This window comes from Accumulibacter sp. (assembly GCF_029255125.1).
Taxonomy (GTDB): Bacteria; Pseudomonadota; Gammaproteobacteria; order Burkholderiales; family Rhodocyclaceae; genus Accumulibacter.
Map to the genome: position 1 here is coordinate 1 of NZ_JAPUVR010000034.1, position 24023 is coordinate 24023.

At 62.7% G+C, this 24023-nt stretch carries 20 protein-coding genes and 1 pseudogene; 10 read left to right on the top strand and 11 right to left on the bottom strand.

Features of this window, described 5'->3' with window-relative positions:
- Positions 1 to 405: 405 nt before the first annotated feature.
- Together secA and argJ are read left to right on the top strand one after the other, a co-directional pair.
- The gene (gene secA / locus Q1L59_RS01405; RefSeq protein WP_300327507.1) at positions 406 to 3123 is read left to right on the top strand and encodes a preprotein translocase subunit SecA; all 2718 of its coding nucleotides are present in this window, start codon (positions 406 to 408) and stop codon (positions 3121 to 3123) included.
- A gap of 111 nt (positions 3124 to 3234) precedes the next feature.
- A complete protein-coding gene (gene argJ / locus Q1L59_RS01410; protein WP_300327508.1) occupies positions 3235 to 4473 on the top strand; it encodes a bifunctional glutamate N-acetyltransferase/amino-acid acetyltransferase ArgJ in 1239 nt (412 codons plus the stop codon).
- 45 nt (positions 4474 to 4518) lie between these two features.
- Here argJ and apaG read toward each other — a convergent pair whose 3' ends face one another.
- The 3 genes from apaG to rapZ form a co-directional block, all read right to left on the bottom strand.
- Positions 4519 to 4902 (bottom strand): Co2+/Mg2+ efflux protein ApaG, encoded by a 384-nt coding sequence (gene apaG, locus Q1L59_RS01415; protein WP_300327509.1) that lies wholly within the window; start codon positions 4900 to 4902, stop codon positions 4519 to 4521.
- Between the two features lie 131 nt (positions 4903 to 5033).
- Entirely contained in the window at positions 5034 to 5411 is a 378-nt protein-coding gene (locus Q1L59_RS01420; protein WP_300327510.1) for a NusG domain II-containing protein, read from the bottom strand.
- Complete coding sequence (gene rapZ / locus Q1L59_RS01425) at positions 5408 to 6286, bottom strand: RNase adapter RapZ (protein ID WP_300327511.1); 879 nt, start codon at positions 6284 to 6286, stop codon at positions 5408 to 5410. The genes Q1L59_RS01420 and rapZ overlap by 4 nt, the downstream gene beginning before the upstream one ends.
- Positions 6287 to 6369: 83 nt before the next feature.
- Between rapZ and Q1L59_RS01430 the strand changes: the two genes are divergently transcribed.
- The 3 genes from Q1L59_RS01430 (at position 6370) to Q1L59_RS01440 (ending at position 9978) form a co-directional block, all read left to right on the top strand.
- Positions 6370 to 7545, top strand: coding sequence for a M20 aminoacylase family protein (locus Q1L59_RS01430; RefSeq protein WP_300327512.1), 1176 nt, complete (start codon positions 6370 to 6372; stop codon positions 7543 to 7545).
- Between the two features lie 290 nt (positions 7546 to 7835).
- Positions 7836 to 8516, top strand: a complete 681-nt coding sequence (locus Q1L59_RS01435; RefSeq protein WP_300327513.1) for a response regulator — start codon at positions 7836 to 7838, stop codon at positions 8514 to 8516.
- Complete coding sequence (locus Q1L59_RS01440; RefSeq protein WP_300327514.1) at positions 8485 to 9978, top strand: sensor histidine kinase N-terminal domain-containing protein; 1494 nt, start codon at positions 8485 to 8487, stop codon at positions 9976 to 9978. The genes Q1L59_RS01435 and Q1L59_RS01440 overlap by 32 nt, the downstream gene beginning before the upstream one ends.
- A gap of 90 nt (positions 9979 to 10068) precedes the next feature.
- Here Q1L59_RS01440 and Q1L59_RS01445 read toward each other — a convergent pair whose 3' ends face one another.
- Positions 10069 to 10980 carry a LysR family transcriptional regulator gene (locus Q1L59_RS01445; protein WP_300327515.1) on the bottom strand — a complete coding sequence of 304 codons (912 nt, stop codon included), beginning with the start codon at positions 10978 to 10980 and terminating at the stop codon, positions 10069 to 10071.
- A gap of 113 nt (positions 10981 to 11093) precedes the next feature.
- Between Q1L59_RS01445 and Q1L59_RS01450 the strand changes: the two genes are divergently transcribed.
- From Q1L59_RS01450 to Q1L59_RS01465, 4 genes are all read left to right on the top strand, one after another.
- Positions 11094 to 12176 (top strand): class 1 fructose-bisphosphatase, encoded by a 1083-nt coding sequence (locus Q1L59_RS01450; RefSeq protein WP_300327516.1) that lies wholly within the window; start codon positions 11094 to 11096, stop codon positions 12174 to 12176.
- 50 nt (positions 12177 to 12226) lie between these two features.
- Positions 12227 to 13108, top strand: coding sequence for a phosphoribulokinase (locus tag Q1L59_RS01455; RefSeq protein WP_300327517.1), 882 nt, complete (start codon positions 12227 to 12229; stop codon positions 13106 to 13108).
- A 56-nt stretch (positions 13109 to 13164) separates the two neighbouring features.
- A complete protein-coding gene (tkt, locus tag Q1L59_RS01460; protein ID WP_300327518.1) occupies positions 13165 to 15186 on the top strand; it encodes a transketolase in 2022 nt (673 codons plus the stop codon).
- Between the two features lie 925 nt (positions 15187 to 16111).
- A complete protein-coding gene (locus tag Q1L59_RS01465; protein WP_300327519.1) occupies positions 16112 to 17335 on the top strand; it encodes a PEP-CTERM sorting domain-containing protein in 1224 nt (407 codons plus the stop codon).
- Positions 17336 to 17422: 87 nt separating this feature from the next.
- Here Q1L59_RS01465 and Q1L59_RS01470 read toward each other — a convergent pair.
- The 7 genes and pseudogenes from Q1L59_RS01470 to Q1L59_RS01500 all read right to left on the bottom strand — a co-directional run.
- Positions 17423 to 17578 (bottom strand): annotated as a pseudogene (locus tag Q1L59_RS01470) (IS3 family transposase); the annotation flags it as partial.
- Positions 17579 to 17800: 222 nt separating this feature from the next.
- A complete protein-coding gene (locus tag Q1L59_RS01475) occupies positions 17801 to 18577 on the bottom strand; it encodes a 5-oxoprolinase subunit PxpA (protein ID WP_300327520.1) in 777 nt (258 codons plus the stop codon).
- A 16-nt stretch (positions 18578 to 18593) separates the two neighbouring features.
- Positions 18594 to 19640 (bottom strand): biotin-dependent carboxyltransferase family protein, encoded by a 1047-nt coding sequence (locus tag Q1L59_RS01480; protein WP_300327521.1) that lies wholly within the window; start codon positions 19638 to 19640, stop codon positions 18594 to 18596.
- Positions 19637 to 20395 (bottom strand): 5-oxoprolinase subunit PxpB, encoded by a 759-nt coding sequence (gene pxpB / locus Q1L59_RS01485; RefSeq protein ID WP_300327522.1) that lies wholly within the window; start codon positions 20393 to 20395, stop codon positions 19637 to 19639. The genes Q1L59_RS01480 and pxpB overlap by 4 nt, the downstream gene beginning before the upstream one ends.
- A 6-nt stretch (positions 20396 to 20401) precedes the next feature.
- Positions 20402 to 21700, bottom strand: a complete 1299-nt coding sequence (locus Q1L59_RS01490; protein ID WP_300327523.1) for a TRAP transporter large permease subunit — start codon at positions 21698 to 21700, stop codon at positions 20402 to 20404.
- A gap of 10 nt (positions 21701 to 21710) precedes the next feature.
- Complete coding sequence (locus Q1L59_RS01495; protein ID WP_300327524.1) at positions 21711 to 22229, bottom strand: TRAP transporter small permease; 519 nt, start codon at positions 22227 to 22229, stop codon at positions 21711 to 21713.
- Between the two features lie 81 nt (positions 22230 to 22310).
- The gene (locus Q1L59_RS01500; RefSeq protein ID WP_300327525.1) at positions 22311 to 23285 is read right to left on the bottom strand and encodes a TRAP transporter substrate-binding protein; all 975 of its coding nucleotides are present in this window, start codon (positions 23283 to 23285) and stop codon (positions 22311 to 22313) included.
- A gap of 179 nt (positions 23286 to 23464) precedes the next feature.
- On the opposite strand from Q1L59_RS01500, the gene Q1L59_RS01505 reads away from it, so the two are divergent.
- On the top strand, positions 23465 to 24022 hold the full coding sequence (locus Q1L59_RS01505; protein ID WP_300327526.1) for a winged helix DNA-binding protein: 558 nt from the start codon (positions 23465 to 23467) through the stop codon (positions 24020 to 24022).
- Position 24023 lies beyond the last annotated feature (1 nt).

The following is a 24023-nucleotide window of genomic DNA, read 5'->3' on the forward strand; positions in this document are numbered from 1 at the left end:
CGTCTTCGCCACGCCCCCACCGCAAGCGCCTTGAGCTTGGCCAACGCACATCGTGCCCTTCTTCCTGCAGGAACAAACCATAGCGCTACCGTCTGCTGACGGGTTGTGGGAAAGGGTAAGGCCTGCCTGACAAGGTTCTCGCGCGCCGCCGGCTGCCTATGTCCGGCAAGCGAGAATTGCGTGAATCGAGTCTTGCGGGTAGTATCCGTGCCACGCGCCGTACGGGTCCGTCAAGTGGGTTCTTGCGCCGCGCAGACGGTGCGCTGCCGGCGGTCGGTCGCCCGTTGTCCAGCGCCCGTTGTCCATCCAGTTCCGGCGGCGAGGCAGCCGCTCCGGCGTCCCGGGCCTGTTTCCGTTCGAGGCGCCCACGATGTCCTCTCCGCAACCACCTTTTCCGTCCAGAGAATGATTTCCGGCCTCCTCAAGAAGATTTTCGGCAGCCGCAATGACCGGCTGATCAAACAGTACAAGCTGGTCGTGCGCAAGATCAACGCGCTCGAAGCGGGAATCGCTGCTCTCTCCGACGAGGATCTGCGTAACAAGACAGTCGAGTTCAAGCGGCGGGTGGCCAATGGAGAAACCCTCGACGCCATGCTGCCGGAGGCGTTTGCCGTCGTCCGCGAAGCCAGCAAGCGGACCCTGGGCATGCGTCACTTTGATGTCCAGTTGATCGGCGGCATGGTTCTGCACGACGGAAAGATCGCCGAGATGCGCACCGGCGAAGGCAAGACGTTGGTCGCCACGCTACCATCCTATTTGAATGCGCTGGCCGGTAACGGTGTGCACATCGTCACTGTAAACGACTACCTGGCCAATCGCGACGCCGAGTGGATGGGCCGGCTGCACCGCTTTCTCGGCCTCTCGGTCGGCGTCAACCTGTCGCAGATGCCGCACGAAGAGAAACAGGCGGCCTATGCCGCCGACATCACTTACGGCACGAACAACGAGTTTGGCTTCGACTACCTGCGCGACAACATGGTTTACTCGGCGGCCGATCGCGTGCAGCGAAAACTGGGCTTCGCGATCGTCGACGAAGTCGATTCGATCTTGATCGACGAGGCGCGTACGCCGTTGATCATTTCCGGGCAGGCTGAGGATCATACCGATCTCTACGTGCGGATGAACGAAGTTGCCCCGCTGCTCGTCCGCTGCAGCGAGGAGAACGGTCCAGGCGATTACTGGGTCGACGAGAAGGGACATCAGATCCTGATGACCGAAGCGGGTCACGAGCACGCCGAGGAGATACTCGCTACGGCGGGCTTGCTGCCCGACGGTGGCAGTCTTTACGACGCAGCCAACATCCTCCTGATTCATCACCTGAATGCGGCGCTGCGTGCACGCAACCTTTTCCTCAGAGACCAGCAATACGTTGTCCAACGCGGCGAGGTGATCATCGTCGACGAGTTCACGGGTCGTTTGATGCCTGGCCGGCGCTGGTCAGACGGTCTGCATCAGGCCGTCGAAGCCAAGGAGGGGGTGCGCATTCAGAACGAGAATCAGACGCTCGCCTCGATCACCTTTCAGAACTACTTTCGCCTCTACGGCAAGCTGTCGGGAATGACCGGTACGGCGGACACCGAGGCCTACGAGTTCCAGCAGATCTACGGACTGGAAACGGTCGTCATCCCGACCAATCAGCCGATGCGCAGGACCGACCTCAACGATCAGGTATTCCGTACGGCCAAGGAGAAGCACGCCGCGATCGTCGCCGACATCCGGGCTTGTCGCGAGCGCGGCCAGCCGGTGCTGGTCGGGACGACATCGATCGAGAATTCGGAATTGCTTTCTGCCCTGCTCGACCACGAGAAGGTGCCGCATCAGGTGCTCAACGCCAAGCAGCACGCGCGCGAAGCCGAGGTCGTGCGCGAGGCAGGCCGCCCTGGGGTGATCACGATCGCCACCAACATGGCTGGACGCGGTACCGACATCGTGCTCGGCGGCAGCATTGAGAAGCAGATCGCGCTGGTGCGCGACGATGAGGCGATCAGCGCCGACGAGAAGGAGGCACGTATCGATGACCTTCGTCGTCAGTGGCAGCAACTGCATGATCAGGTGGTTGCTGCTGGCGGCTTGCACATCATCGGTTCCGAACGGCACGAATCGCGGCGCATCGACAACCAGTTGCGTGGTCGCTCGGGTCGCCAGGGCGACCCCGGTTCGTCGCGTTTCTATCTCGCGCTCGACGATTCGCTGTTGCGCATCTTTGCCGGTGATCGTGTCAAAGCGATCATGGAGAGGCTGAAAATGCCCGAGGGCGAGCCGATCGAGCATCCGTTGGTCTCGCGTTCGCTGGAGTCGGCGCAACGCAAGGTGGAAGCGCGCAACTTCGACATCCGCAAGCAACTCCTCGAATATGACGATGTCGCGAACGATCAGCGCAAGGTGATTTACGGGCAGCGCAATGAACTGCTGGAAAGCGAAGACATTTCGGAAACGATCACCGCAATGCGGGAAGGCGTTCTCCATAACACCTTCCGGGCGCATGTTCCGGAAGACAGCGTCGAAGAACAATGGGACCTGTCCGGCCTGGAGACTGCGCTGGCGGCCGAACTGCAGTTGTCCTTGCCGATCGTGGAGTGGTCGAAGAACGAGCCGAATCTGAGCGATCGGCAGATTCTGGAGCGCATCGTCGACGCGGCTGCCCGCTCGTACGCCGAGAAGGTCGATCTGGTCGGGGCTGACGTCTTCCACCAGTTCGAGCGCAATGTCATGTTGCAGAGCCTGGACACGCATTGGCGCGAGCATCTGGCGGCGCTCGACCATCTTCGTCAGGGGATCCACCTGCGTGGTTATGCGCAAAAGAATCCGAAGCAGGAATACAAGCGCGAGGCCTTCGAGCTGTTCGAACGTCTGCTCGACACGGTGCGCGCCGACGTGACGCGCGTGCTGGTTACCGTACAGGTCCGCGCGCAGGATGTGCAGGAGACCGTCACCCATGCGGACGTCCAGAACGTACGCTATCACCATGCGGACTACGACGATGTGCTGGGACAGGACGACGATGAGGCGACGGCAGCCAGCCACCAGAAGACGGCAACTGCACGCCACAAGGTTGGCCGCAACGAGCCTTGTCCCTGCGGTTCGGGGAAGAAATACAAGCATTGCCACGGCAAACTGTCGTGAGGCGGCAGGGTTTGCCGTGCGTGGCACCGCGCTGCCGGTGGGCGGCGCGCGGGCGGGCGCGAGCCGGTGGCTTGGCAGTGCTGTTCTGACTGCCAGTTTCGGGAGGTCGTAATGCCAGTCAATTACCAGACGCCACGCGCTGAAGATCTCTTGCCGGTCGTCGGCGTTCGCCTTGGCGTGGCCGAGGCGGGAATACGGCGGGTAGGGCGCAAGGATCTTGCTCTGCTGGCGCTTGATGAGGGCTGTCGGGTGGCTGCGGTGTTTACCCGCAATCGCTTCTGTGCCGCTCCAGTCGAGGTCTGCCGTCGCAATCTGGCGCGCGGCGGCGAGATTCGCGCCTTGCTGATCAATACCGGCGTGGCCAACGCCGGTACCGGTGAAGCAGGGCGTCAGGCCGCCGAGGAAACGTGCGCTGCCCTGGGTCAATTGCTGGCGGTCGACGCCAGCCAGGTACTTCCCTTTTCGACCGGGGTCATCCTCGAACCCTTGCCTGTCGATCGACTGATCGGCGGCTTGCCGCGCTGCATCGCTGATCTTGCGCCCGACGGTTGGCACGCCGCGGCGCACGCGATCATGACCACCGATACGGTCGCGAAGGCCGCCTCGCGGCGTATCGAGATCGCTGGCCGGTCGGTCACCTTGACCGGTATCAGCAAGGGGGCCGGAATGATTCGTCCGCGCATGGCAACGATGCTCGGCTTTCTGGCGACTGACGCCGGTCTGCCGGCGCATCTGCTGCAACAATTGGTGCAGGAAGCGGCCGACGAGTCGTTCAACTGCATCACCGTCGACGGCGACACGTCGACCAACGACTCGTTTGTCCTCGTCGCCACCGGGCAAAGCGGCGTCTACATTCCGACGCCCCGCGAGGAGGATTACCCGAAGCTGCGCGACGCGGTCATCGGCCTGGCTGGCGAATTGGCGCAAGCCATCGTGCGTGATGGTGAAGGCGCGACCAAGTTCATCACGATCCGCGTTGAAGGCGGTCGGGATCGTGAGGAGTGCCGCCGAGTCGGGTATGCCATCGCCCATTCACCTCTGGTCAAGACCGCTTTCTTTGCGAGCGATCCGAACCTGGGGCGGATTCTCGCCGCGATTGGCTATGCGGAGGTCAAAGCGCTCGACGTGGATCGAGTTTGCGTTTGGCTCGGGGCTGCCGGGGACGAAGTCTTGGTGGCCGAGCACGGCGGCCGCGCCAAGTCGTATAGCGAGGAAGCTGGCGCGCGCCTGATGCGGGCAGCCGAGATTGTGATCCGCGTCAAACTTGGTCGGGGCACTGCGCACAGCACGGTCTACACCTGCGACCTGTCGTACGATTACGTGCGGATCAACGCCGACTACCGCAGCTAGCGGTGCGCGCGACCGGGATGCGTGGCCTGTAGGCGTGCCGCATCGTCAATGCAGGACATGCGGAACGGCCAGGGTGAACTCCGGGATCTTCGCTTCGAACTGGTAGCCGTCAATGGCGGTCATCTGGTAGCTTCCGCGCATCGTGCCTACCGGCGTATCGAGCTGGCAACCGCTTGTGTAGACGAACTTTTCTCCCGGCTGGAGGAGTGGCTGCCGGCCAATCACACCGAGCCCGCGGACCTCCTGAACTTCGCCGCTGGCGTCGGTGATGACCCAGTGGCGTGCGATCAACTGGGCCGCAACCGACCCGACATTCTCGATCGTAATCGTATACGCGAAAACGTAGTGATCGTTTGCCGGGTCGGACTGTTCGGCGACATACTGCGGGACAGCACTCACGGCAACTACGTACTTGTTACTTTCAGTCATGTTTGCTCGTTTGCGGGCGATCGAAATCTGCATTGCACACCAAACCGGTGTTACTGGCAAGCGCGCCGAGCGCTGCGGCTACCTGGCTGATGCCGGTCGGGTGTGGCAAGCGGTGGTGTGGCCGATCCATGTCAATAGCTTAGAGAATCGTAGACCCGTCGGCTGCCGAGAATTTCGACGCTGACCTGGTTCGGTGCACAAATGGCGATTTCACCCGGGCGGGCCAGCCATCCCTGGCGCACGCAGTATTGTCGGGGACCGGGGTCCGATCCGACGCGGACCCGCCGCTGATCGACGATGATTTCAGTCGGGCCGAGGAGGCCGGGGACTTCGACCCGGCGATCACGGGTCAGATCAAGTTCGAGGTAGATCTCGCCGTGGCGTCTGACGACCGCTTTTTCGCCTGTTCCGGTCGGCCAGACGAGGAAAGTCGCGGTGGCGCAGAGGGCGGCGCCGACCAGCACGAACAGCGCGTCGCCCGGCCGGCACAGTTGCAACCAATCGGTCACGGCCTTGCCGGCGAGTTGCTGGTCGCCGGCAATTCACGGTGACGAATCAGGACGCACGCACTGTCGCGAAAGGCTCTGCCCAACCATTCGGCGAAATAGACCGAGCGATGCTGGCCACCGGTGCAGCCTATGCCGATCGTCAGGTAGTTCCGACTGTCGCGTACGTAGCTCGGGAGCCAGGTTCGTATGAAACAGGCGATGTCGCCGCGCATGCGGAGCACCTCAGGCTCGATCTCGAGGAAGTCGATGACCGGCTGGTCGAGGCCGGTGAGCGGGCGCAGCGACAAGTCGTAGTGCGGATTGGGCAGGCAGCGCACATCGAAAATCAGGTCGGCATCAAGCGGCGTACCGTTCTTGAAACCGAAAGACTCGAAGAGCAAGGTCAGACCCTGATGCTGGACCGCCGACGACTTGAGGCTGACAAACTGGCGAATCCACTGGCGCAAGACGCCAGCCTTCAGGGCGCTTGTATCCATGTGATGGCCAAGAGCCGACAGGCCGGCGAGGCGGACCCGCTCTTCGGCGATTGCTTCAACCAAGGTCAACTCGTCGCTGGCCAGAGGATGGCGGCGGCGCGTTTCAGAATAGCGCTTAAGCAGCGTCGAATCCTGCGCGTCGAGGAAGAGAAACTGCAGATCAAGGTCGTTGGCCCGTAAAGCGTCGAGCTGCAGCGGCAGCATCGCAACGCTTTCCCCGCCGCGGATGTCGATCACCACGCCGACCTTGTCGTAACCTTGCAGTTCGAGCTGCCCAACCAGTTGCTGCAACAACTGCGAGGGCAGATTGTCGACGCAATAATAGTTGGCGTCTTCCAGCACTTTGAGCGCAACCGATTTGCCTGATCCGGACAGGCCGCTGATGAGAACGAGATGCATGTCATTCAGGATAATCGAAGCATGGCTTCCCGAGCAAGCCATGATGACCTAGACTGAAGGCTTTGCAGGTGAAGGATCAAAGCATGGACCCAGGGCAAATCACTTTTCTCGCCGATCTGGTTGCGCTCAGGCGCGATCTCCATGCTCATCCGGAACTGGCGTTTGCCGAGACACGCACCTCTGATCTGGTCGCCGATGAGTTGACGCGCTACGGCATGCAGGTTCATCGCGGTCTGGCGCGGACCGGTGTAATCGGCGTCCTGCGCCAGGGAAGCAGCGAGCGAGCGATAGGCTTGCGAGCGGATATGGATGCGCTTCCGCTGACGGAGGAAAACACGTTCGCCCACCGCTCGTGCAAACCGGGTTTGATGCATGCGTGCGGGCACGATGGACACACCGCGATGCTGCTTGGTGCCGCACGTCTTCTGGCCGAGCAGCGCAACGAGGCGACTTTCGACGGCAGCGTGTACTTCATCTTTCAACCAGCCGAGGAGTCGGAAGGTGGCGCGCAGACGATGGTTGCCGAGGGACTCTTCGACAAGTTTCCGATGGACGCGGTTTTCGGTCTGCACAATTGGCCGGGTATCCCGGTGGGCGAAATGGCGGTCGTCGCCGGCCCGGTGATGGCCGGTACCTGCGCTTTCGAGATCGAGGTACAAGGGAGCGGCTGTCATGCCGCCATGCCGCATCAGGGAGTCGATACGCTACTCGTCGTCAGCCATCTGGTGATCGCTCTGCAGACCATTGTCGCGCGCAACATCCACCCGTGCGAGGCGGCGGTGATCAGCGTCACTCAGGTGCACGGTGGCGAGGCGTGGAACATCATTCCGGAGACTGCCATCCTGCGCGGCACGATACGCAGTTTCGATGCCGCGATGCAGGAGCGCGTGGAACGGCTGGTCGAGCGTCAGTGCGATGGTATTGGGCGGGCTTTTGGTGCGCGTCTGTCCGTTCGCTTTGACCATCGCTACCCTCCAACCGTGAATAGCGCGCGGGAAAGCGAAATCTGTCGGCAGGTGGCGAGCACGCTGCTGGGGCGCGACAAGGTGCGAGCCGACGAGTTGCCGTCGATGGGCGCCGAAGACTTTTCCTACATGCTGCGCGAAAAACCCGGATGCTACGTCTGGCTGGGCAACGGGCCGGGTAGCGGCGGCTGCACTCTGCACAACCCGCGTTACGACTTCAATGACGATATACTTGCTATTGGCATCGCCTACTGGATTCGGCTGGTTGAGACGCTGCTGCCGAGGGCAACGTAGCGCGCTCAAGATGGCTCGGGTTGAACCTGTGGGGGAACCGTAGGGAGGCTTTTTTGTTACACTCGCCGGGTTTGCCCAGCGTCAATCTCGAGCACGCGCTTCCGCTTTTGCTGAAATCGCTGTGGGCGCCGAAAAAATGGCGGGGAGCACCTGGTGCAGTGGTCAGGCGCTCCCCGAGTTCGGGCCAGGGCCGGAACTCCAGAGACCATAAAAGGAGAACAGCGTGCGTAGCTTAGGAAGTGGTGCTTACAACGAGCTTACGACGGCTGTTGGGCTACGGAACGACACGCATGCGCATTCTCCTCGCTGAAGACGACAGGATCATTGCCGACGGCCTTTGCCGCTCGTTGCGCCAGGCGGGTTACGCGATCGACTGCGCGGATGACGGCGTGGCTGCCGATACCGCCCTGATGACCAACGCATACGATCTGGTCATTCTTGATCTCGGCTTGCCGCGCTTGTCCGGGCTGGATGTGCTGCGCCGCCTGCGGGCGCGCAATTCGGCGACGCCGGTACTCATTCTGACTGCGCTCGACGGCGTTGACGATCGAGTGCGAGGGCTTGATCTGGGCGCCGACGACTATATGGCCAAACCTTTCGAGCTGGTCGAGCTGGAAGCGCGCGTGCGGGCGCTCAGCCGCCGCTCTTCGGGTACGCCGACGATCATCCAGTGCGGTTCGTTGACCTTTGATCAGAATGATCGATCGGCTCTGGTCAATGGCGAAATGCTCGAGCTTTCGGCGCGGGAACTCGGTTTGCTGGAGATTCTCCTCCTGCGCGCGAAACGCCTGGTGAGCAAGGACCAGTTGGTTGATCATCTCTGCGGTTGGGGCGAAGAAGTGAGCCACAACGCGATCGAGGTCTATGTCCACCGCCTGCGCAAGAAGCTCGAGTCGACCGGGGTCAACATCATTACGGTGCGCGGACTCGGATACTACCTTGAGAAGCCTGCGGAAGAAAGAAGGCACTGACGCCGAGCGCTCGCTGTTTGGCGAGATCCTGGACTGGATGCTCGCGCCGCTGCTCTTCGTCTGGCCGATCAGCATCGCCTTCACGCATTATTTTGCCAACACGGTGGCCAGCTTTCCCTACGATCAGTTGCTGCGCGAGCGCGTCGCGGTGCTCGCGCGTCAGCTAAGCTTCGACGAGGGCAGGGCGCAACTGCGTGCGGCGACGACCGTGCAGGCCTTCTTGCGCTCGGACGAGATCGACAATATCTATTTCCACATCCTTGACGGTACCGGCAAATTGCTCGCCGGGGATAGCGAACTCCCCGCCCCATCGGCCCAGCCGGGACTGTGGCTGCGCGACAGCGGGGAGGTGTCTTTCCGCGATGACGAGTACCGCGGTCAAGCGCTGCGCATTGCCTACCTTCATGTGTCAGTCCCCGGCGCGTCGCTCGACCGACGCATTCTGGTCGAGGTTGGCGAGACGACGGAAAAGCGCTCGCAGCTGGCGAACCGGATCATGACCAGCGTGATTGTCCCGCAACTGGTGATCATTCCGCTCGCTGTCGTGCTCGTCTGGTTTGGTTTGTCGCAGGGTCTGCGACCGTTGACGCGCTTGCGTGACCGTATCGAAGCGCGTCGTGAAGCTGACCTGTCGCCGATTGCTCTGCGCCGCGTTCCCGAGGAACTGCGGCCGCTTACCGAGGCCTTCAATTCCATGTTGAGCCGCATGCATCGCAACGTCGAGGCGCAGAGGCGCTTCATCGCGGATGCGGCGCATCAGATGCGTACGCCATTGACCGGCTTGAAGACGCAGGCGCAACTGGCGATTCGGGAAAGCGATCCGGAGCAACTTCGCCATGCGCTGCAGCTTATCCTGCTCGGCGTCGACCGCGCGTCGCACCTGGTCGACCAGTTGTTGGCGCTGGCCCGGGCCGAGGCGAGCGGTGGCGCGCAGCAAGCGCTGCTGCCGCTCGATATCGATCAGTTACTGCGAGAAAGCGTCGAAACTTGGGTGGTACGCGCGTTGGACAAGGGCATCGATCTGGGTTACGAGGCGGCCGGCGAGGTGCTCGTGGAAGGACACGCTTTCCTCTTGCGCGAGATGATCAACAATCTGCTCGACAACGCGTTGCGTCATACGCCGGCCGGTGGGCGGGTGACCGCGCGCATCGTCGCGCCAGGCGACTTTGCCGTGCTCGAGATCGAAGACAGCGGATCGGGCATCTCCGACGAAGACTCGCTCAAGGTCTTTGACCGCTTTTATCGGGCCGAGAGCTCTGCCGGGGATGGCAGCGGTCTGGGTCTGGCGATTGTTCGCGAGATCGCCGAACTGCACCGGGCGGCGGCCAGTCTGCGGCCTAACATGCGCGGCGTTGGCGAGCAGCAGGCGATTGGCTGCACGGCCAGGATCGTCTTTCCTATCCTTCGTCAGACCGAGTTCCGAAGCTTGCGAGTCGACCCGGTGCAGACCGGTTTTGCCTGACGCGGCAAACTGGCGACGACGGCGAAGGCATGGTTCGCCCGGCGGCGTTCACGCTCGCCGGGGCGGCCGTGATGCAGGCGGTGCGCGCACTCAGCCAAGCCGCTTGAGATAGTCCGGGGCATACTCGAGCAGGAAGGCCCAGAAAGCGGCGAGCGCCGGGGTCAGGTGTTTGCTCCTGTGGCGCACCAGATGCCAGCGGCGCATCACCGGAGTTCCCTCGACCTTCAGGATGTGCAGGCGCTTGCTGCTCAGTTCAAGGCCGAGCGTGTGCTGCGAAATGAAGCTGATTCCGAGGCCGGCGACGACCGCCTGCTTGATCGCCTCGTTACTGCTCATTTCCATCCCGATGCGCGGCCGGATCGAATGATCATGAAAGAACTGCTCCATCGCCGAGCGTGTTCCGGAACCGGTTTCGCGGACGATCAGCGTTTCCCCCGCAAGTTCCTCGACGGCAATGCTGTGTGCTGCGCGCAAGCGATGGTCGGCACTGGCGACGATGACCAAAGGGTGCGGCGCAAAGGCAATCGCGGTCGCGTCCAATTCGGCCGGTGGGCGGCCCATGATCGCCAGGTCGACCTCGTTGCCGACGAGCAAGCGATTCACCGTCGTCCGGTTGTCGATGCGCAGGCTGATCACGACGTCCGGTTGTCGCCGGCGAAATTCGGCGAGCAGGCCGGGGGCGAAGTACTCGGCAGTGCTCACCACAGCCACCGCGATGCGACCGCCTTTCAGTCCTTTCAAGGCGAGCAAAGCCTCGTCGGTTTCCTTCAGCAACTGCAGAATCTGCCGCGCCCGGTCGAGCAGAATTTCTCCCGCCTCGGTCAGAAATACGCGCTTGCCGATGCGTTCGAACAGGGGGATTCCGCTGACCTCTTCCAGTTGCTTGATCTGCAGGGAAATTGCGGCGTGCGTCAGATGCAGCGTCTCGGCTGCACGGGCAAAGGACAAGTGGCTGGCAGCGACGGCAAAAATCTGCAGTTGGCGGATCGTGGCGTTTCTCATCGGTTATCTTTTGCTAATGAAAGCAGACAATATGTTTAACTAGCGTTTTTGTTTCATGCCGCTAGAATCTGTCTCGGCTCGACCTTTGCCAAGACGTCTTCAGGAGTATTGCCATGCTGTGCGGACGCACCAACGTGAACAAGTTTCTCATTGAGGAGCAGCGACGCAATCCGCGTCTGGTCGGCGATTTCTCGATGCTCATCAGCGATATCGTACGTTCCTGCAAGGCAATTGCACAGGGCGTTTCACGGGGCTCGCTGGCTGGCGTTCTTGGCGACGCGGGGCGCGATAACGTCCAGGGTGAGGCGCAGAAGAAGCTCGACGTGCTGGCCAACCAGGCGTTCATTCATCACTGCGAGTGGGGTGGCCATCTGGCAGGGCTGGCTTCCGAGGAAATGGAAGACGTCTATCCGATTCCTGCCGAACATCCGCGTGGCCGGTTCCTGCTCCTTTTCGATCCGCTCGACGGATCGTCGAATATCGACGTCAACCTCTCGGTGGGCAGTATCTTCTCGGTTCTCCTCTGTCCGGATGATTGTCACCCGGACGGACCGACAGCGGCCGACTTTCTGCAACCCGGATCGCGTCAGGTGGCGGCCGGCTACGCGCTCTACGGGCCGTCCACCATGCTGGTTCTGACGGTCGGGAACGGGACACACGGCTTTACGCTCGATCGCGACATTGGCGAGTTTCTCCTGACGCATCCCAATCTGGCGATTGCTCCGGAAACGCGCGAGTTTGCCATCAACGTATCGAATGAGCGCTTCTGGGAGCCGCCGATCCAGCGCTACGTCGCCGAATGCCTGGCCGGCAAGACGGGCGTTCGGGGTACCGACTTCAACATGCGCTGGGTTGCCTCGCTGGTTGCCGAAGTGCACCGGATCCTGATGCGCGGCGGTGTCTTCATGTATCCGCGCGACAGCAAGGACACGCGCAAGCCGGGGCGGCTGCGCCTGCTCTATGAAGCCAGCCCGATGGCGATGATCGTCGCCCAGGCGGGGGGCCTGGCCTCCACCGGTCACGAGCGCATCCTCGACGTTCGCCCGAGCAGCCTGCACCAGCGCGTGCCGGTGATTCTGGGTTCGCGCCGTGAGGTCGAGCGCATCGAGCGTTATCATCGCGAGCACGAGGTGGGCGAGGACGAGCCGTTCAAGTCCCCTCTCTTTTCCACCCGCACGCTCTTCCGGGACGACTGAGACTGTTGCTTCACTCGCCGGAATCCTGTCAGGTCAAGGAGATTCATCAGATGTCAAGCAAGAACCCTGTGATTGCGGTTACCGGCTCTTCGGGCGCCGGCACGACGTCGGTCACGCGTGCGTTTCAGCATATTTTCCGGCGCGAGAACCTGAACGCCGCAATTGTCGAGGGCGACAGTTTTCATCGCTACGATCGGCACGACATGCGCACCAAGATAGCCGAGCACGGCTTGGCCGGCAACCACCACTTCAGCCATTTCGGTCCCGAAGCAAACCTTCTCGAAGAACTGGAGACCCTGTTCCGCGTTTATGGCGAGTCGGGGAAAGGGCGGAGCCGACACTATGTGCACGACGATGCGGAAGCCGAGCGCTACGGCGCCCCGCCAGGAACCTTCACCGAGTGGGCCGACCTGCCGCCGGATACCGATCTGCTCTTCTACGAAGGCCTGCACGGAGCGGCGAGTACCGATACGGTAGATATTGCGCGCTACGTCGATCTTTGCGTCGGCGTGGTGCCGATCATCAACCTGGAGTGGATTCAAAAGCTGCATCGCGACAAGGCGCAGCGCGGCTATTCCACTGAAGCGGTGATGGACACGATCCTGCGCCGGATGCCCGACTACATCCACTACATCTGCCCGCAGTTTTCCAAGACGCACGTCAACTTTCAGCGGGTGCCGACGGTCGACACGTCGAATCCGTTCATTGCCAGTGACATACCCTCGCCCGACGAAAGCATGCTGGTGATTCGTTTTGCCAACCCGAAGGGGATTGATTTCTCGTATCTGCTGAGCATGTTGCACGACTCGTTCATGTCGCGCCCGAACATCATCGTCTGCCCCGGCGGAAAGATGGGGCTGGCCATGCAGATCATTCTCACACCGATGATTTTGCAGTTGATCGACAAGAAGCGGCGCCTGCGTCGCGAGTGACGAGCTGATTTCGTCGTTCCATTGGTTTCCGCGTTTTCCGGCTGAAGGAGATTATCGTGCCGACCGAGTCCCGCAAGTTCCGCCGCCGTTGCGCCAACGCGTTGCGCTTTCTCGCCATCGACGCAGTGCAGGCGGCCAATTCCGGCCATCCGGGAATGCCGATGGGGATGGCTGACATCGCCGAAGTCCTCTGGCGGCGCCACTTGAAGCACAATCCGGCGAATCCCGCCTGGGCCGACCGCGACCGCTTCGTGCTCTCGAACGGGCACGGGTCGATGCTGATCTACGCCCTGCTGCACCTGAGCGGCTATCAACTGCCACTGAGCGAGCTGCGCCGCTTCCGTCAGCTTCATTCGAAAACGCCCGGACATCCCGAGTTCGGTCTTACCGCGGGCGTCGAAACGACCACCGGACCGCTCGGGCAGGGGCTTGCCAATGCCGTTGGAATGGCATTGGCCGAACGCCTGTTGGGCGAACGCTTCAATCGGCCCGGGTACCCGATCGTCGACCATTACACCTACGCCTTCGTCGGCGACGGTTGCCTGATGGAGGGAATTTCACACGAAGCCTGCTCGCTGGCCGGCCGTCTGTCGCTCGCCAAACTGATCGTCTTCTACGATGACAACGACATCTCCATCGACGGGCACGTGCAGCCGTGGTTCGCCGACGATACGCCGAAGCGCTTTGCCGCGTACGGCTGGCGCGTGATTCCCGACTGTGACGGGCACGACGTCGACTCGATCGAGGCGGCGATTCGCCTCGCGCGGACGCCGACTGGACGGCCGACGCTGATCTGCTGCAAGACGATGATTGGATTCGGCTCGCCGAACAAAGGCGGCACGCATGAGAGTCACGGCGCACCCTTGGGCGCCAGCGAAGTCGGCGAGACGCGCCGGCAGCTCGAGTGGCCCTACGCACCGTTCGAGATTCCCGAGGCGATTCGCGCCGGCTGGGATGCGCGGGCCCGCGGCATGTACGTCGAGGATGAGTGGAATCAGCTATTTGCCCGGTATTGCAGTGCCCACCCCGATCTCGCGGCAGAGTTCGAGCGTCGCATGCAGGGCGAATTGCCCGCCGACTGGCCGGCGCAGGCGGCGCGGCTGGTCGAGCGCTTCGTCGGCGAGAACGTCAGCATGGCAACCCGCAAGGCGTCGCAGAACGTGATCGAAGCGATCTCGCCCGGCTTGCCCGAGTTGCTAGGCGGCTCGGCCGATCTGACCGGATCGAACCTGACCCAATGGAGTGGAACTCGGCCGGCCAACCGCGAGGTGGCGGGCAACTACATCCACTACGGAGTGCGCGAATTCGCCATGACAGCGATCGCCAACGGCATCGCGCTGCATCGCGGTTTCATTCCGTATACGGCGACCTTCCTGGTCTTTTCGGATTACGCCCGCAACGCCATTCGCATGGCCGCGTTGATGAAACAACGCCACTTGATGATCTACACACACGACTCGATCGGGCTGGGCGAGGACGGACCGACGCATCAACCGATCGAACACGCCGCCTCGCTGCGCCTGATTCCAGGGCTCGACGTCTGGCGCCCGGCGGATGCCGCCGAAACCGGAGTTGCCTGGCTTGCCGCGCTCGAGCGCGCCGATGGTCCCTCGTGTCTCCTCCTCTCGCGGCAGACCCTCCCAGCCATCCAGCGAAGCAGCGCCCAGATCGCCGCGATCAGACAGGGTGGCTACGTCTTGCGCGAGGCGGCGGGAGGGCAGCCGGCGGTCGTGCTGCTTGCCAGCGGATCAGAGCTTTGCCTGGCCGAACAGGCCTGGGCCATCCTGGCGGCGGAAGGGCTTCCCGTGCGCGTCGTTGCCATGCCCTGCACGCGCCGCTTCGATGCGCAGGACGAGGCCTATCGTCGGCAGTTGCTGCCGCCGTCGATCCCGGTCGTCGCGTTGGAGGCCGGGCATCCCGACCTGTGGTGGAAGTACGTGGGCAGCAATGGAACGGTCATCGGAATCGATCGATTCGGAGAATCAGCCCCGGCCGATGAGCTTTACCGGTATTTTGCGATCACGGTGGAAAACCTTGTCGCAAGCGTTTGCCGGCTGGCCAGCCGCGCTTCTGAGTGATCGGCGACGAGCAGCACGCCCATTGCCAAGCTCCTGCAGGCGCCTTTGCGGGTCTCACGGCGTCATAAGAGCGGACCCCGGACTTTCCGACACAAGCGCGCCGTCGCGCATCAGTGCGCGGCATCACGCGCTTTGTCCGAAGCGCAACACCTCGCGCTTGACACGCGCTGACCAGCGCTGGTCAAGCATGAGCAGCAAACACGGTTACCTGATGGTCATCCAGGCAAACAAGGGAATCTACAGCATCTATTGGACTCGACTCCATTCTGGCGGCGGTTTTTCGCAGACGCAATAGGTGCTTGCGCAATAATTCGATTTCCGCATGCATCGCCTTTGTCATCGTTGGCGCCGCAAGACGTTCGCCGATCCTTTCAGGTCCGTGTATCAAGCTTTAATCTCTGCTTTATATCAATTTGCTTCGGCTGCTGCGAAGAACAGGTCCGCTGTCGATCGCGCAGACTTCGAAGGCATTCCATTCATTCCCTTATAAACAACTCCTCACCTTTCGTGGAATCAAATGCTTCCATGACTGTGCTGGAACCCACGGGCCTGAGCAACTCAGCCTAAGATCAAGCACTTGGATCGGGCTGAACCGCTGCCAGGTGGTGCTGATCCGATCTATGGATGACGATATGCCGCAAGAGGCAGCCGTCGGCCCTTCTTCCATGTCGACTCCAAACATCAACCCTTCTCCACCGTCTTTGCACTCCGAGAAATCCGCGTTTCTTCGTCGCCAGTCATACGCCGCCCATTCGGCAAGTGTCAAACAATTTTACATTCTGGGTCCAGCCAGTTGCCGGAAACTGCCGGCACTCCAATTAGATCAGAATTGGAAGGATCTATGGCACGAGCCTTGCTGTGGTGTCTACGGAGAGTCAGGTTCATAGCGGCCAGACCTATTTTTCGTCTAGACAGGAGTCCAAACATGAATGGGAGAAGATTGTCAAAGCTGGCGGTAAGCGCGCTGCTCGCAGCAGCATTCGCGCCTGCAGCGTCGGCCCTCGCGTTGGATGGGACGCTGCCGGCCGCCTATTACACGACTTACGGTGACAGCCAAGTCTATTCGCTGGGAACGCTGGCCTACATTTATTGCCGCGAGCAGACGGGCGGCACATGCGGCAACGCCACGGGCACACCGTATAACGTGGACAGTTCGGCGGGTAAGATTCAGGACTTGGTCGTCGTTGCGACCGGAGTAAACGGCGGGCCGATCAAGATAAATTTCGCTGGTATGGATAATCCGTACCCAACGCCGAGTGGACGGTCTGGATCTCCCTACTTCAGCACCACCTCGATTGCGGATCCAGGTGAAGTTGCCGGCGGCGTCTTCCAGGATCGCGCCGGCAGTTGGGATACCTCGGTAGCAGCGCTGCTCGGCCAGTTGGGCAGTAGCACCACTCCGGTGTTCATGTTCAACAATAACCAGCTCGATAGCGCCGTCAACCTGGCGGCCTGGGGACGAGTTTGGGTGAGCAGCAGTGCGGACAGCGCCGAAACGCCCTTTGTGGCCGGCGGCAAAGCCTTGAACTTCTATTTGACGAATCAACGGATTCCAGGAGTCTCGTCGGCCTATCTGGATCCGCTGCTGCAGCACAGCGGAGGCGGCATCGACTTCAACGAGCCAGGCGGAACCAGCCCGTGGAATTCCTTCACCGGTAGTGGAACCGCGCCTGTCGTCGGGGCCAATAATGATCCGCTTGACACGGGCGATCAACGCGTTAGCGATTATCTACTTTCCGGTTCAGACTACTGCGTCAACAGCACGACCTTCCTGCCCCAGGAGTGCGGCACCGTGGGAGCCTCTCCGAGGATCAAGAACAACCTTGGGGCGAACGAGGTGGCCTACGCGGTCTTGTTCCCTGAACTCAACGAGTGGTTGGCGGGTTTGACCGTAGCCGAACGCCAGCAGTTCACGCTGCACGTCGACTTCCGGCTTGGCTGCCAGAAGGCGGACGGCACGGATGTTGCGGCAACCGATCAGACGCACTGCTTGACGCAGGGCACCGATAACCGGAGTCTGAATAACGGCTACGAGCAACTCTTCATCGCTTCGTTGCCCGAAGGGGCAGTTCCCGCTCCCGGCACCCTCGCGCTGATTGGCCTCGTGTTGTCCGGGCTCGGCATGGTCCGTCGTCGGCAACGCGCCTAGCGCACCCAGCTATTCCAGGTCTTGCCGGTTTGTGTGTGAAAAGCCGGTCGCAGCGCGACCGGCTTTTCTGTTCGCGCACCAGGCATGCCAGAGCCCCTTGCCGTCCATGCTGATCCGGATGTCGTGCGCCTTGAGTAGACCCGTGGATTCGCCGCTGGTGAACGGGCAAGCCTGATCGGTGTTGAAGATCTCCGGGTACCCGTGGCGGCGAATGGCGTCGCGCACTGCATCCAGACGGAACGAGTCCGTGATCTGGTTCGGGTGGATGTCGTACTGCTGCGCCCGCTCCGCCAGCGTCTGGTCACTCATCAGCGTCGCCAGCATCAGTTGTGCCTCGACTTCCGGCGTGTGCTTCCGCCCCTGCCTTTTCGTCATGCTCGCGGTGCTGCTGGGGCAGCTTCGGCAACGGTTTGATGGGGCAAGACTACCACTTGTCCTGCTGTCCGAATTTCCGAGGCCACCTCTCTACGGCTGGAGCGTATCGGGTAGCGTCGTCGGCAGATAGCCGGCCTGTTCCAGGCCGGTGGCGATGCGGCGCGCCGAGGCCAGCGCGTCAGGGCCATCGCCATGGACGCAGATGCTGTGAATCTCCGTCTTGAGAACCTTGCCGCTGACGGTCACCAGTCCGCCCACGTCGAGCATGCGCAGCACGTGATCCAGGCTGGCCTGGGCGCCGTGGATCATCGCGCCCGGCTGGCTGCGCGGAACGAGTTGGCCGTCGTCCCGGTAGGCGCGGTCGGCGAAGATCTCGAGGGCGACCGCCAGTCCGGCGCGAGCACCCGCCAGAAGCAGCCGGGAGTGTGCCGGGGCGAGGAGGATCAGGTCTCGGCTGACGGAGGCGACCGCACCCGCCACCACGTCGGCCAGGCGAGTATCGGCGCAAGCCATGTTGTTCAGCGCACCGTGCGGTTTGACGTGGGTGACCGCATGTCCCTCGACGGCGGCCATCGCCTGCAGGGCGCCGATCTGGTAGATCAGCAGGGCGGCGAGTTCGTCGTCCGGGATATCCATGCGGCGGCGGCCGAAACCTTGGAGGTCGGGAAAGGAGGGGTGGGCGCCGATGCTGACGCCGCGTTCACGGGCTCTGCGGACCGTCCGGCGCATGACCAGCGGGTCGCCGGCATGGAAGCCGCAGGCGACGTTGGCGCTGCCGACGACCTCGAGCAGGGCGCTGTCGTCGCCCATGCTCCAGGCTCCGAAGCTCTCCCCCAGGTCGGCATTGAGGTTGATTTTCTGGCTCATCAGGGTCTTTCGTGGGTCAGTCGTGGGTGGGTGGCTCGGCGCGGACCATGCCGTCGATCAGGTTGCAGGTGTAAAGGGCGGCCTCGTCGAGGTAGCTCGCGGGCTGGCAAGTCGCGATGGCGTTTTGCCAGCGCGCCAGGCGCTCGCTTTCGCGGCGCTGGATGGCGAGCGCCTGTGGCAGGTCGATCTTCGCGAAGCGCAGTTCGTCGCCGGTACGACACTGGCCCAGGCGCGGCAGGTCGGCGCGGATCACGGTGGCGATCTTGGGGTAGCCGCCCACCGTCTGGCAGTCGGCCAGGAGCAGGATGGGCTGGCCGTTTCCAGGTACCTGCAACGCGCCAGGCGCGACCGCATCGGAGACGATATCGACATGGGTCGGGCTGCGGTGGACCAGAGCGGGACCGTCGAGGCGCATGCCCATACGGTCGCTGTCGCGGGTCACCCGGTAGGGAGAGGCGAGCAGGCGCTCGAATTCGCCGTTGGTGAAATGGTCGGCCTGCGGGCCGGGAATGACGCGGATCGGGCCGTCCAGGTGCCTCCAGGGTTCGGCTCGGTATTCGCGGCAGGCGTTACCGGCGAGGCGAGGGCAGGGCAGCGCATCGCCGGTCGCCAGCAGTCGACCGGCGATGCCGCCGATGCCGGTGCGTCGATGAGTGGCGCGGCTGCCCAGTTGCGGCGCCACATCGATGCCGCCGGATACCGCCAGGTAGGCGGTGCCGCCGTTCACCGCACCGCATCTCAGGACGTCGCCGGTTTCCAGTGTGGCGCTCTGCCAGGCATCGAGTTCCTGGCGGCTGCCGCCATGGCGCAGGACGCTGGCCGACAGCGGGCCGCTCAGCGCAACCCGTAGTGGCCCATGGCGGACCGCGAGGCCGAGGCCGCAGCCTCGGATTTCGATCGCTGCTGCGGCGTTGCCATTGCCGACCAGGGCATTGGCGCAGGCGGCGAAAAGAGGGTCGAGGAAACCGGAGACGGCGACCCCCATATGGCGATAACCGTAGCGGCCGGCGTCCTGGATGGAGTTGTCGAGGCCGCCATCGATCACCTCCAGGCAGCCGCTCATGTCTGGCCTTCGCGCAGGAAATTCTGGCGATGCAGTTCGCCGTGCGCCAGCGCCCGTTCGATTCGCGCGTATTCCCGGCGGTCGACGGCCTGCCAGCGCACGCTGTCGCCAGCGGCAAGCAGGGCGGGCGGGTCGTCGTCGGCGACGAAGAGATCGATCGGCGTCTGTCCAAGCAAGTTCCAGCCGCCCGGGCTCGGCCACGGATACACCGCGCACATTTCGCCGGCAATGGCGATGGAGCGGGCCGGAACGAGCTTGCGCGGCGTGCCCAGGCGAGGCGTGTGCAGTTCGGTCGGCAAGCCGCCCATGTAGGGGAAGCCGGGCATGAAACCGATCATGTAGACGCGAAATTCGGTCCGGCAGAGGGCACGGACGACCTCCTCCGGCGTCGTTCCGTGACGTTCGGCGACGGCCGCCAGATCGGGTGCGAGGGCGGCGTCGAAACAAGCCGGCAGCCGCCAGGAACGGCCACCGAGGATAGCCGCTTCAGCGCCGCGGGCGAGTGCCAGCAGGCGTTCGCCCAGCGCCAGCGGATCGGGGTCGGGGAGGAAATGGACGGTCAGCGAACGAAAACTGGGGACGGTGTCGACCACGCCGGCAAAAGCCGGGTCGTGGCGGCGGGCATCGTCGACCCGGGCGTCCAGGGCCATCACCCGACCGTGGATGGTCGGGTCGATATGCCCGGCAAATTCGACGGTCCACGCGCTGTCGCCAAGCGGCAACAGGCGCGGGATGTCGTAGGCTTGCGGCGGCATGGCTGCTCAAGCCGCCATCTGCCGCGGCAGCCAGGAGACCAGGCCGGGAAAGCAGTAAAGCAGCAGAACGGCGCCAACCATGAGCAGGAACATTGGAAAGGCATGCTTCGCGAGGTAGGTGATTTCCTTCTTGGTCATGCCTTGCAGAACGAACAGGTTGAAGCCGACCGGCGGTGTGACCTGCGCCATTTCGACGACGAGGACGACGAAGATGCCGAACCAGACGAGGTCGAAACCGGCGGCTTCGACGGTTGGCAGCAGCACGCCCATGGTCAGCACGACGATGGAAATGCCGTCCAGGAAGCAGCCGAGGATGATGAAGAAGACCATCAATGCCACGATCAGCAGCAGCGGCGACAGGCCGAGGCCGGTGATCCACTGCGCGAGGTGGCGCGGCAGGCCCAGATAGCCCATGGACAGAGTCAGGAAGGCTGCCCCGGCGAGGATCAGCGCGATCATGCAATATAGGCGGGTGGCGCCGAGCAGGCTGTCGCGGAAATTCTTCCAGCTCAGCTCGCCCTGCACGGCAGCAATCACCATCGAGCCGACGACGCCCAGTGCCGCCGCCTCGGTGGCGGTGGCGAGGCCGGTATAGATCGAGCCGAGAACGGCGGCAATCAGCGAGACGACCGGAATCAGGTGGCGTGATTCATGCAGCTTCTGGAAGAGGGTGAATTGCTGTTCGGCCGGCGGAATCCGGTCCGGATTGAGCAGCGCCCAGACGATCGTGTAACCCATGAACAGACCCGCCAGCAGCAGGCCGGGGACGACGCCGGCGATGAACAGCTGGGCGATCGAGACATTGGCCGTGACGCCATAGACGATCATGATGATCGACGGCGGAATGAGCAGGCCGAGCGTACCGGCGCCGGCCAGCGTACCGATGGCGATGTGCTCCGGGTAGCCGCGGCGCTTCAGTTCCGGCAGGGTCATCTTGCCGATGGTGGCGCAGGTGGCGGCGGAGGAGCCGGAGACCGCGGCAAAGATCGTGCAGCCGATGATGTTGGTATGCAACAGGCGACCCGGCAGACGTTCCAGCCAGGGGGACAGGCCCTTGAACATGTCTTCGGAGAGCTTGGTGCGGAACAGAATTTCGCCCATCCAGACGAAGAGCGGCAGCGCGGTCAGCGTCCAGGACGAAGCGGAACTCCAGATGGTGATCGACATGGCGTCGCCCACCGGACGGCTGGTGAACAACTCCATGCCGACCCACGCCACGCCGGTCAAGGCAAGGCCGATCCAGACGCCCGAGCCGAGAATGAGAAACAGGGTGGCGATGAGCAGCAGGGTGATGGTCAGGTCCATGGCCGCCTCCTCATTCGACACGCGCCGGCTCGCCTGCGGGCGAAGCGTCGCGCCGGGTCCGGCCGGTGAGCAGCAGGACCAGGTCGTTCAAGAAGGCGAGTGCGAAGAGCGAGGTGCCGACCGCCATGCCGATCTGGGGAATCCACAGCGGCGTGGCGTCGAGGCCGGTGGAGATATCGAAGAATTCGCGGCTTTGCAGGACGAGGCGGATCGAGAACCAGGCCAGCGCGCTCGCCAGACCGAGCGCGACGAGGTGGCAGAAGATGTCCAACCAGTGCCGGGCGCCGGCCGGCAACTGGTTGAAGATCAGCGTCACGCGGATGTGTTCACCGCGCCGCAGGGTGGGCGCCAGCGCGAGAAATCCGGCCGCCGCCATGCAGTAGCCGGCGTAGGCGTCCGATCCCGGCAGGTCGAGGCTGGGAACGAGGCGCCCGACGATGCTGATCAGAACGGCAAGCAGCGTGGCGATCATGAACAGGCCGGCCAGATAGGCGGCCAGATCGAACAGGGTGTCGATCAGCTTGCGCATCGAGACTCTCCGAAAAAGTGGGTCTTTCCGGGAAAGGCCCTCTTGCCGGTCAGGCAGAAGATTGAAGCCGCCGGCGCCAGCTTACTTGCGGTAGGCGTCGAGCATGGCCTGGCCTTCGGGTCCGGCCTGCTTCATCCAGTCGCCGATCATCTGCTCGCCGACTTTCTTCAGGTCGGCCTTCAACTGCGCCGAGCCTTGTTCGATCTTCATGCCGTTCTTGGCCAGTTGTTCGAGATACCAGGTGTTCTTTTCCTGGCTGACCTTCCAGCCGCGGGCTTCGGCTTCGGCGGCGGCCTTCAGCAGGCCGTCCTGGGTTGGTTTGTCGAGACCGTCGAAGGCCTTCCTGGAAACGATGACCAGGTTTTTCGGCAGCCAGGCGCTGACGTCGTAGTAGTACTTCACCTGTTCCCAGACCTTGCTGTCGTAGCCGGTAGCGCCGGAAGTCATGAAGGTGTTGACGGTGCCGGTGGCCAGAGCCTGGGTCAGTTCGGCGGCCTGCACGGTGACCGGTTGGGCGCCGACGAGTTGGGCGATGCGACTGGTGTTCGGGTTGTAGGCACGCCACTTGGCGCCCTTCAGGTCGGCCGCCGAATCGATCGGCTTGGCACTGAAAATGCCTTGCGGTGGCCAGGGAACGGCGTAAAGGACCTTCAGGCCCTGCTTGGCGAGGAGCGCTTCCGTGGCCGCCTTGGTGGCCTTCCACAGCTTCTCGGATTCCGCATAGCTGGTGGCGAGGAAAGGAATGGAATCCACGCCGAACAGTACGTTCTCGTTGGAGTAGCCGGAAATGATGATTTCACCGATTTGGGCCTGCCCACCCTGGACCGAACGCTTGATTTCGTTGGCCTTGAACAATGAGCCGTTGTCGTGGATGGTCAAAGTCAGCTTGCCGCCGGTGGCCTTCTCGACGTCCTTGGCGAAGAGCTGGATGTTGGCGGTGTGGAAGTTCGATGTCGGGTAGCCGGTCGGCATGTCCCATTTCTGCTGGGCGAGCGCGGCGGCGGACGACAACGTCAGGGCGGTACCGATGCCGAGGGCGGCGAAGGTTTTCAGCACGGAAGTCTCCTCGTTGTTGTGTGGATGAACGCCATATCAGGCATCGGATGGCTCTGCGAGGGAGCTGGCGAACCGGTTCGCGACCTTGACGGGAATGGCGACGTAACGTTAAGAATTCGTCGACAAAAAGTCAACATGATATTCGCTATAATCTCACCCGAATTTTGGGAGAAGAGAGTATGTCCAGCCATCCGGAAGCCAACGAACAAGCCGCTGCGGTGCCCCTTCCCGCGGTCGGGCAGCGCATCGTTTCCTCTTCGCATCTGGTGTCCGAAAAGTCGCCCGAGCTCTCCGAGCTCGAATTCGGCCTGATCATCGCCACCCACGCCTTCAACCGCTGGCTGATCCGCTGCATGGCCGCGGCCGGCGTCAAGGACATGGCGCCGGTGGATGTGCTGGTCCTGCACCACATCAATCACCGGCGGACGGAAAAGCGTCTGGCCGACATCTGTTTCGTCCTCAATATCGAGGATACCCATGTCGTGAGTTATTCGGTCAAGAAGCTCTCGGCGATGGGCTTGCTGAGCAGCAGCAAGCGTGGCAAGGAAGTGTTCTTCGCCACGACGGAAGAAGGGAACGCCCTGTGCCAGCGCTACCGCGCGGTGCGGGAAGCCTGCCTGATGCCCGGTTTTTCGGGGCAGGAAGAAGAAAACGCCCGTCTGGGCGACCTGGCGCGGATACTGCGCCAACTGTCGGGCCGCTACGACCAGGCGGCGCGCGCAGCGACCGTCTACTGAG

Bases quoted from the DNA above. Each gene is read 5' to 3' on its own strand.
- secA (WP_300327507.1), top strand. From the start codon at position 406: ATGATTTCCGGCCTCCTCAAGAAGATTTTCGGCAGCCGCAATGACCGG.
- argJ (WP_300327508.1), top strand. From the start codon at position 3,235: ATGCCAGTCAATTACCAGACGCCACGCGCTGAAGATCTCTTGCCGGTC.
- apaG (WP_300327509.1), bottom strand. From the start codon at position 4,902: ATGACTGAAAGTAACAAGTACGTAGTTGCCGTGAGTGCTGTCCCGCAG.
- rapZ (WP_300327511.1), bottom strand. From the start codon at position 6,286: ATGCATCTCGTTCTCATCAGCGGCCTGTCCGGATCAGGCAAATCGGTT.
- Q1L59_RS01430 (WP_300327512.1), top strand. From the start codon at position 6,370: ATGGACCCAGGGCAAATCACTTTTCTCGCCGATCTGGTTGCGCTCAGG.
- Q1L59_RS01435 (WP_300327513.1), top strand. From the start codon at position 7,836: ATGCGCATTCTCCTCGCTGAAGACGACAGGATCATTGCCGACGGCCTT.
- Q1L59_RS01445 (WP_300327515.1), bottom strand. From the start codon at position 10,980: ATGAGAAACGCCACGATCCGCCAACTGCAGATTTTTGCCGTCGCTGCC.
- Q1L59_RS01450 (WP_300327516.1), top strand. From the start codon at position 11,094: ATGCTGTGCGGACGCACCAACGTGAACAAGTTTCTCATTGAGGAGCAG.
- Q1L59_RS01455 (WP_300327517.1), top strand. From the start codon at position 12,227: ATGTCAAGCAAGAACCCTGTGATTGCGGTTACCGGCTCTTCGGGCGCC.
- Q1L59_RS01465 (WP_300327519.1), top strand. From the start codon at position 16,112: ATGAATGGGAGAAGATTGTCAAAGCTGGCGGTAAGCGCGCTGCTCGCA.
- Q1L59_RS01475 (WP_300327520.1), bottom strand. From the start codon at position 18,577: ATGAGCCAGAAAATCAACCTCAATGCCGACCTGGGGGAGAGCTTCGGA.
- Q1L59_RS01480 (WP_300327521.1), bottom strand. From the start codon at position 19,640: ATGAGCGGCTGCCTGGAGGTGATCGATGGCGGCCTCGACAACTCCATC.
- pxpB (WP_300327522.1), bottom strand. From the start codon at position 20,395: ATGCCGCCGCAAGCCTACGACATCCCGCGCCTGTTGCCGCTTGGCGAC.
- Q1L59_RS01490 (WP_300327523.1), bottom strand. From the start codon at position 21,700: ATGGACCTGACCATCACCCTGCTGCTCATCGCCACCCTGTTTCTCATT.
- Q1L59_RS01495 (WP_300327524.1), bottom strand. From the start codon at position 22,229: ATGCGCAAGCTGATCGACACCCTGTTCGATCTGGCCGCCTATCTGGCC.
- Q1L59_RS01505 (WP_300327526.1), top strand. From the start codon at position 23,465: ATGTCCAGCCATCCGGAAGCCAACGAACAAGCCGCTGCGGTGCCCCTT.